This window comes from Paenibacillus sabuli, from assembly GCF_014705605.1.
Taxonomy (GTDB): Bacteria; Bacillota; Bacilli; order Paenibacillales; family Paenibacillaceae; genus Paenibacillus_D; species Paenibacillus_D sabuli.
Genome location: NZ_JACXIZ010000043.1, coordinates 58,781 through 66,097, shown reverse-complemented (window position 1 = coordinate 66,097; position 7,317 = coordinate 58,781). Strand labels below are relative to the sequence as shown.

Here is a 7,317-nt window from a genome sequence, read left to right as displayed (position 1 = left end):
AGGCGGCGGGGCACGCCGCGCAGCGCGAAGCGGCGCCCGGGCAGGCGGGCAGCGCAGGGAGGCGAGCCGGAGCGCGCAATTGCCGGCCAGGCTGCTGCCGTATCTGCTGGTGCTGCCGGCGGTGACGATCCTGAGTGTGTTCTACCTGTATCCGATCGTCTACAACATCTATCTGAGCTTCTTCTCCTGGAATATGCGCGGCGCGATGCGGTTCGTCGGCCTGGCCAATTACGCAGAGCTGCTGGCGAGCGCGGACTTCCTGCATACGCTGGCCAATTCGCTGCTGTACATGGTGATGGACGTCGGTCTGGTGATACTTCTTGCGCTGCCGCTTGCGCTTTTTCTCTCGCGCAATACCTTCATGAACCGGCTCATCCAGCTGCTCAGCTTCACGCCGAACATCATCTCGCTCGTGTCCGTGTCGCTGATCTGGATGTGGCTGATGAACATCGATACCGGCTTGTTCAATTATGTATTGTCGCTGGTCGGAGCGGGCCCGGTCGGCTGGCTGACGGACAAGGATGTGGCGCTGTTCGCGCTGGTGCTCGTCTCGGTGTGGAAGTCGCTCGGCTTCAACGCGCTCATCCTGTGCTCCGCGCTGGCCTCGATTCCCGGGCACCTGTACGAGGCGGCGGCGCTGGACCATGCATCCCGGCGCTCGGTCTTTTTCCGGATTACGCTGCCGATGATCTCGCCGACGCTGTTCTTCCTCGTGCTGATGAATATTATCGGCTCGTTCCAGGTATTCGAGACGATCAACATCATGACTCAGGGCGGTCCGTCGAATGCGACCAATACGCTGATCTTCAGCATCTACAAGCAGGGCTTCGAGTATTACCGCGTCGGCTACGCGGCGGCGATCGCGGTCGTGCTGATGGCGCTCGTCGGACTGATCACGTTCTTTTACTTCCAGGCGCTGAGCCGCCGGGTGCATTACCGATGAAGGAAGGGGGAGAACAAGCGATGCAGATGCTGCTGCGCATCCTGCGCATTGCGCTGCGCGCGGCGGTCTCGCTGCTCTTGATTGCGGTGTTCCTGACGCCGTTCTACTGGATGATCCTGACGGCGTTCAAGACGCTCGGCGAGGTGATGGCGATGCCGCCCAAATTCTGGATCAGCGAGCCGCAGTGGCACAACTTCGTCGACGCGTACACCCGGATCGACTTCCTGCATTATGCAGGCAATTCGGTACTGATCACGCTCGGCACGCTCGTCGGCCAGGCGCTCGTCGCCATCCCGGCGGCTTACGGCTTCGCGCGTTACCGCTTCAAGGGGCGCAACACGCTGTTCGGACTCGTACTGGCGACCATGATGATCCCGGGCCAGCTGATCTTCCTGCCGATCTTCGTCATGTTCGCCCGCTCGGGGCTGCTCAACACGTATCTCTCGCTGATCGTGCCGTTCATCGCCAGCGGCCTGGCGATCTTCATGCTGCGCCAGACGTTCATGCAGGTGCCGGACTCGATGCTCGAGGCGGCGCGGCTGGACAATGCGAGCGAGCTCAAGATCATCTACACGATCATGCTGCCGGCGGCGGTGCCGACGCTGTCCACGCTGGCGCTGCTGACGTTCATCGGCACGTGGAACAGCTACTTCTTCCCGCTCGTCTGGACGACGACCGACGCCGTACGGACGCTGCCGCTGGGGGTGCAGAAGCTGCAGGATCTTGAGGGCCTGAGCCCGCATATCGTGATGGCCGGCAATATGACGCTGATCGTGCCGATCCTGATCGTCTTCCTGCTGGCGCGGCGTCAGATCATGAAGGCCTTCACCTATATGGGCGTCAAATAAAGGGGCGTCAACGACATGCAAACGAAAATGGGAGGCGGACAAACGATGAAGCGTAATGGACATGGAATCGCTGGAATGACTGGAACTATTGGAACTACTGGAACTGCTGGAACTGCTGGAACTACTGGAATCGCACCACAGTGGAAGCGGCGCAGCGCATGGCTGCTGGGGGGCGCGCTCGTCGCGTCGGCCGTGCTCAGCGGCTGCGGGCAGGGCGGCGCGGAGCGCACGGTGAGCGCCTACGAGAAGGGCGACGACACGGTCGAGCTCACCTATTGGATTGCCGCTGCGGAGGAAGTCAATCTGGCGCTGGTGGACCAGTTCAACGAATCCAAGGGGCCGGAGCTGGGCATCCATGTCAACGCAGAGTACCAGGGCGACTACTGGGAGATGCAGCAAAAAATCAACGCCTCGGCGATCGCCGGCACGCTGCCGAACGTCTTTATCGACGAAGTGGCGATGGCGCACGGCTTCGCGGAAAGCGACATTATTCTGAACCTGGAGCCATTCATCGAGGCGACGGACTTCGATCCGACGGACTTCCAGATCGGCGATCTGGGCAACCTGCGCATCGACGGCGATCTGTACGCCTTCCCGCATATGCGCAGCGTGCCGGTCATGTACGTCAATCAGACGCTGGCGGAGCAGGTCGGGCTCGATCCGGCGGGCCCGGCGACGTTTGCCGAGCTGGAGGCGTATCTGCAAGCTGCGCATGACGCCACCGGCTCGCCGCCGATGTACCTGTTCAACTACGACTTCTGGGTGATGGAGGCGCTGCTGCACTCCTACTCCGAGACCGCGGTGCTCAGCGAGGACGAGACGCAGTCCAACATCAACAGCGAGGGTGCGGCGGCGCTCGTTCGCTTCATCGCGGAGCTGGAGGGCAAGGGACTGATCAAGGTACTCGGACTCGCCGACTCGAACGCCTTCTACGCGACGATCTCGAACCCGGATACGGCGCTCGTCTTCTCCAACATCGGCGGCTACAAGCCGTTCACCGGCATGGCGGCCGAGGCCGGCGTGGAGTACGGCGTCTCGATGATCCCGACCGGCGAGGCCGGCACGCGCGGCGTCCCGGTCGGCGGATCGAACACCTACCTCGCCAATACCGGCAGCGAGCGCGAGCAGGCGGCGGCGTTCGAATTCATGAAGTGGCTCTCCGATACGGAGCAGGCGGCCTACGCCTCGGCCAATACCGGCTATCTGCCAACGCGGCTGTCCTCGCTCGACACGCAGCTCATGCAGGAGACGTTCGCGGCCTTTCCCGGCTATCAGGTCGCCTCGGATCAGCTGCAGCACAGCCGGATGCGCCCGACGACCGGGGCGTACCACGAGATCGAGGATGTCATGGGCGCGCGGCTCAACGACATCTGGCTGGACGACCTCGACATTCAGCCCAGTCTCGACGCGCTCGCCGAGGAAGTCAACGCGATCCTGGGGCGGAGCTAGGGTAGAGCCAGGGGCGCCGACTTGTGCCGTGAGCCTCTGGAATCAGGGAACCATGTGGAACGGCTGCGCCATCTCATGACGGCGCAGCCGTTTTCGCATAGAGGGACAGCGGATCATGCGCTGAGTGCACGTGGGGCGATCACGAGCTACAGCTCGGGGGGAACAGAGCGTATAGGTGCCAAAATGGCGGTTGGAGGTGCGCGAACGGTGGGGATGGAGCGTGTAGGCGCCAAAATGGCGGCTGCAGGAGCGTGGGCGAGTAGGGCGGAGCATGTAGGCGCCAAAATGGCGGCTGCAGGAGCGTGGACGAGTAGAGCGGAGCATGTAGGCGCCAAAATGGCGGCTGCAGGAGCGTGGACGAGTAGGGCGGAGCATGTAGACGCCAAAATGGCGGCTGCAGGAGCGTGGACGAGTAGGGCGGAGCATGTAGGCGCCAAAATGGCGGCTGCAGGAGCGTGGACGAGTAGGGCGGAGCGTGTAGGCGCCAAAATGGCGGCTGCAGGAGCGTGAACGAGTAGAGCGGAGCATGTAGGCGCCAAAATGGCGGCTGCAGGAGCGTGGACGAGTAGGGCGGAGCATGTAGGCGCCAAAATGGCGGTTGGAGGTGCGCGAACGGTGGGGATGGAGCATGTAGGCGCCAAAATGGCGGCTGCAGGAGCGTGAACGAGTAGAGCGGAGCATGTAGACGCCAAAATGGCGGCTGCAGGAGCGTGGACGAGTAGAGCGGAGCATGTAGGCGCCAAAATGGCGGCTGCAGGAGCGTGGACGAGTAGGGCGGAGCATGTAGGCGCCAAAATGGCGGCTGCAGGAGCGTGAACGAGTAGAGCGGAGTGTGTAGACGCCAAAATGGCGGTTGGAGGTGCGCGAACGGTGGGGATGGAGCGTGTAGGCGCCAAAATGGCGGCTGCGGGCGTGCGGATGAGAGGGGGAGAGGCGAAAAAAAGTGGAATACTTGTTGACAACCAAAAATAGGATGGTGTATGCTCGTTTTTAATAGTAATTATTACTATTGTAAAAATGAAATCCGGAGGGTACATATGGCACATCTGTTGATGATTGAAAGCTGGGTAGGGGCGAGCGGCCGACTGCTGCCGCCGCTGCTGAGGTCGCTCGGGCACACGTTTACGTTCGTGACGCGTAAAACCGGGCATTACGAGAGCGCGCACAGCACGGAGCGGCATCCGGTGCTGGCCGAGGCGCGGGAGGTGCTGGTCACCGAGACGAACGATGTCGCGGCATTGATCGAATTCCTGCGTCCGAAGCGCTTCGACGGCGTGATCACGGTCTGCGATTACTACATCGAGACGGTGCAGCAGGTGGCGGCGGCATTCGGACTCCCTTGCCCGTTCCCGACCGATGTGACGACCGTTCGTCAGAAGCATCGGATGCGCGAGGCGCTGACGGCGGCGGGTGTCGCCAATCCGGCCTACCGGCTCACCGGCAGCTGGGAGGAGACCCGGCAGGCAGCTGCGGAGATCGGCTACCCGCTCGTCATGAAGGCGGTCGATCTGGCGTCGAGCGCGTTCGTCAATCTGGTCGAGGACGTTGAACAACTGCGCAGCGCTTACGAGGCGCTGGAGGCGTTCCCGCTCAACTTCCGCGATCAGCCGCGCGACCGGACGGTGCTGCTCGAGGCTTATATGGTCGGGGAAGAAGTGAGCGTGGAATGCGTGTTCGATCACGGCGAGACGACCGTGATCGGCGTGACGGACAAGTCGATCACCGGTTCGCCGTACTTCATCGAGAATGGACACATGTTCCCGGCCGCGCTCTCGCGTGAACAGGAAGCCGAGGTCGTCGAATACGTGCAGGCTGCACTGCGCGCGGTCGGCTTCGACCACGGCATCGCTCACACCGAGGTGAAGCTGACGGCCGATGGACCGCGCATCGTGGAGATCAATCCGCGCACGCCCGGCAACTACATCGTCGAGCTGATCGAGCGGGTGACCGGCGTCGACCTGCTGCGCGCCTTCGTCGACCTGTCGCTCGGCGAGCGGCCGCAGCTGCAAGGAGAGCCGACGGGCGCAGCCAGTGCAGCGGTGATGTTCCTCGTGCCGCCGCAGGGCGGCAAGATCGCCGAGCTCGCGGGGATCGACCGGCTGGAGCGGGACCCGCATGTCGTGCGCCACACGCTCGAGAATTGCGCGGGACGCGAGGTCGCCGCCCCGATCGACAATGCCTGCTATCTCGGTCATGTCGTGACCGAGGACCGCGAAGGGGCGCAGGCCCGGCGCTACGCGGAGGAGGCGCTCGCACGCGCCGAGCTGCGCTATGCCGGGGCGGGAGAGCCCGTATGAGTGGAGCAGTCGGGGCCGGCGCCGGGCTGACCGTGGACGCGGTGTGCGCGGCGGTGCTGCGCGGCGAGCTGGGGCCCGATCCGGGACAGGTGCCGGTGACGGGCGCCTCGTCGATCTATCAGACGACGGAATTCCCCTCGTCAGGCGTGAAGTATCACAATCATTACGTGCTGCTGCGTGTGGGCGGCTATTTCGGCGCAGCCGCCTACGCCGCCGGCGAGCTGGACATGACCGAGGCCGGACAACTGTCCGGGCACATGCTGGGCGAATTGCTGCGGGACAGCCACCCCGCCGTGCGGGCCGCGGCGCTCGACGCCTACTTGGGCGCCATCTATCCGCATGCGAGCCGTTGCACGGAGGCGCATACGATTGCGGGCGGCACGCCGCTGGACAAGGCGCTGGCCCGCGATGCGCTGATCGCAGAGACGGCCCGCATCCGGCCGGGGCAGCGCGTCGCGCTGATCGGCGTCGTCAATCCGCTCGTCGAGGCGATTGTGCAGCGCGGCGGCACCTGTCTGCCCTGCGATCTGCAATTGGAGCGAACACTGCGCGGCGACGCGGTCGAGCGAGACATGGAGGTCGTGCTGCGGCAGGCGGACAACGTGATCTGCACCGGCATGACGCTGGCCAACGGCAGCTTCGACCGGATCGCAGAGGCGGTCCGCGAGCGGGACGTCCCGCTCACCGTGTATGCCCAGACGGGGAGCGCGCTCGCGGCTCGGTGGATCGGGTACGGCGTGACGGGACTGGTGGCGGAGCCGTTCCCGTTCACGCAGTTCAGCGGCGGGCCGTCCGAGCTGTACGTATACGCGACGGGCGAGGAGGCGGACGCATGAGCATGAGCTACCGCACCGATACGGACAATTTCCTGCACGACAATCCGGCGCTCTACGACGCGTTCGGCGGCGACAAGCTGAGCATGGCGCGCTTCGTACATACCTTGCTGACGCAGTACAACATTGGCGGCCGCGTGCTCGACATCGGCTGCGGCCTCGGCCGCGAGGCGGCCTATCTGCACGAGGCGGGCTACGAAGCGGTCGGGCTGGACAACTCCGAGGCGATGCTGGCCTGGGCGCGCAAGCATAGTCCGGGACCGGAATATGTCTACGGCAGCCAAGCGGACTTTCGGATCGCAGACGATCGGGCGAAGATCCGTTCCGGTTCGAGCAGCCTGGAGCCCGGCGAGCCCTCCGGCGGTGCAAGCCGTCCCGAAGCGGGCGCCACCCGATTGTTCGACGCCGTCTACTGCGTCGGAAGCACCTTCCTCTACAACTATTCCAACGGACAAGTAGAAGCCGCACTTGGCTGCTTCCGCCGGCATCTGGCCGCCGGCGGCCTGCTCTACCTGGACATGCGCAACGCGGCCTTCTTCCTGACCGAGGAAGGCAGGCGCTGGTTGACCGAGGAGCTGACCGACGAGTGCCGGAGCGGGGAGACGCTCGTGCGGATGCGGACGCGCTTCGCCATCGATCCGAAGCGGCAGCTGCTGGAGCGGGACTATACGTGGCAGGTCGGCGATGACGAGCCGATTCGCGAGCATCTGCAGCACCGGCTGCTGTTCCCGCAGGAGCTGGCCTATCATGTCGAGCGCAGCGGATTCCGGATCATGGCGCTGTTCGATACGCCGGCGCCGCATATCGAGCGTTACGACCCGCAGGCGCGAATCACCTTCGGCAGCGCGATGACGGGACGGCGCATGCAACTGGTGGCGGAGGCGATTTGAGCGGCAGAAGACGGACCATTTTGACAACTAGCACAATGAAAATAATGAGAAGGTTGG

General features: G+C 63.9%; 7 protein-coding genes. All 7 read left to right on the top strand.

Features of this window, described 5'->3' with window-relative positions:
- Positions 1 to 943 (top strand): carbohydrate ABC transporter permease (locus tag IDH44_RS21050; protein ID WP_317890229.1); only part of this gene is annotated, 943 nt, incomplete at its 5' end.
- Positions 940 to 1,791, top strand: a complete 852-nt coding sequence (locus tag IDH44_RS21045; RefSeq protein WP_223869895.1) for a carbohydrate ABC transporter permease — start codon at positions 940 to 942, stop codon at positions 1,789 to 1,791. The genes IDH44_RS21050 and IDH44_RS21045, both read left to right, overlap by 4 nt.
- 75 nt (positions 1,792 to 1,866) lie before the next feature.
- On the top strand, positions 1,867 to 3,240 hold the full coding sequence (locus IDH44_RS21040; RefSeq protein ID WP_190920790.1) for an extracellular solute-binding protein: 1,374 nt from the start codon (positions 1,867 to 1,869) through the stop codon (positions 3,238 to 3,240).
- A gap of 207 nt (positions 3,241 to 3,447) precedes the next feature.
- Complete coding sequence (locus IDH44_RS21035; RefSeq protein WP_190920789.1) at positions 3,448 to 3,750, top strand: hypothetical protein; 303 nt, start codon at positions 3,448 to 3,450, stop codon at positions 3,748 to 3,750.
- A 527-nt stretch (positions 3,751 to 4,277) separates the two neighbouring features.
- Positions 4,278 to 5,537, top strand: coding sequence for an ATP-grasp domain-containing protein (locus tag IDH44_RS21030; protein ID WP_190920788.1), 1,260 nt, complete (start codon positions 4,278 to 4,280; stop codon positions 5,535 to 5,537).
- Positions 5,534 to 6,373, top strand: coding sequence for a Rossmann-like domain-containing protein (locus IDH44_RS21025; RefSeq protein ID WP_190920787.1), 840 nt, complete (start codon positions 5,534 to 5,536; stop codon positions 6,371 to 6,373). Before IDH44_RS21030 ends, IDH44_RS21025 begins: the two co-directional genes overlap by 4 nt.
- A complete protein-coding gene (locus IDH44_RS21020) occupies positions 6,370 to 7,260 on the top strand; it encodes a class I SAM-dependent methyltransferase (protein ID WP_190920786.1) in 891 nt (296 codons plus the stop codon). Before IDH44_RS21025 ends, IDH44_RS21020 begins: the two co-directional genes overlap by 4 nt.
- Positions 7,261 to 7,317: the final 57 nt, after the last annotated feature.

What these genes read in the sequence shown, in the direction of transcription:
- IDH44_RS21045 (WP_223869895.1), top strand. Translation starts at nt 940, where the DNA reads ATGAAGGAAGGGGGAGAACAAGCGATGCAGATGCTGCTGCGCATCCTG.
- IDH44_RS21040 (WP_190920790.1), top strand. Translation starts at nt 1,867, where the DNA reads ATGACTGGAACTATTGGAACTACTGGAACTGCTGGAACTGCTGGAACT.
- IDH44_RS21030 (WP_190920788.1), top strand. Translation starts at nt 4,278, where the DNA reads ATGGCACATCTGTTGATGATTGAAAGCTGGGTAGGGGCGAGCGGCCGA.
- IDH44_RS21025 (WP_190920787.1), top strand. Translation starts at nt 5,534, where the DNA reads ATGAGTGGAGCAGTCGGGGCCGGCGCCGGGCTGACCGTGGACGCGGTG.
- IDH44_RS21020 (WP_190920786.1), top strand. Translation starts at nt 6,370, where the DNA reads ATGAGCATGAGCTACCGCACCGATACGGACAATTTCCTGCACGACAAT.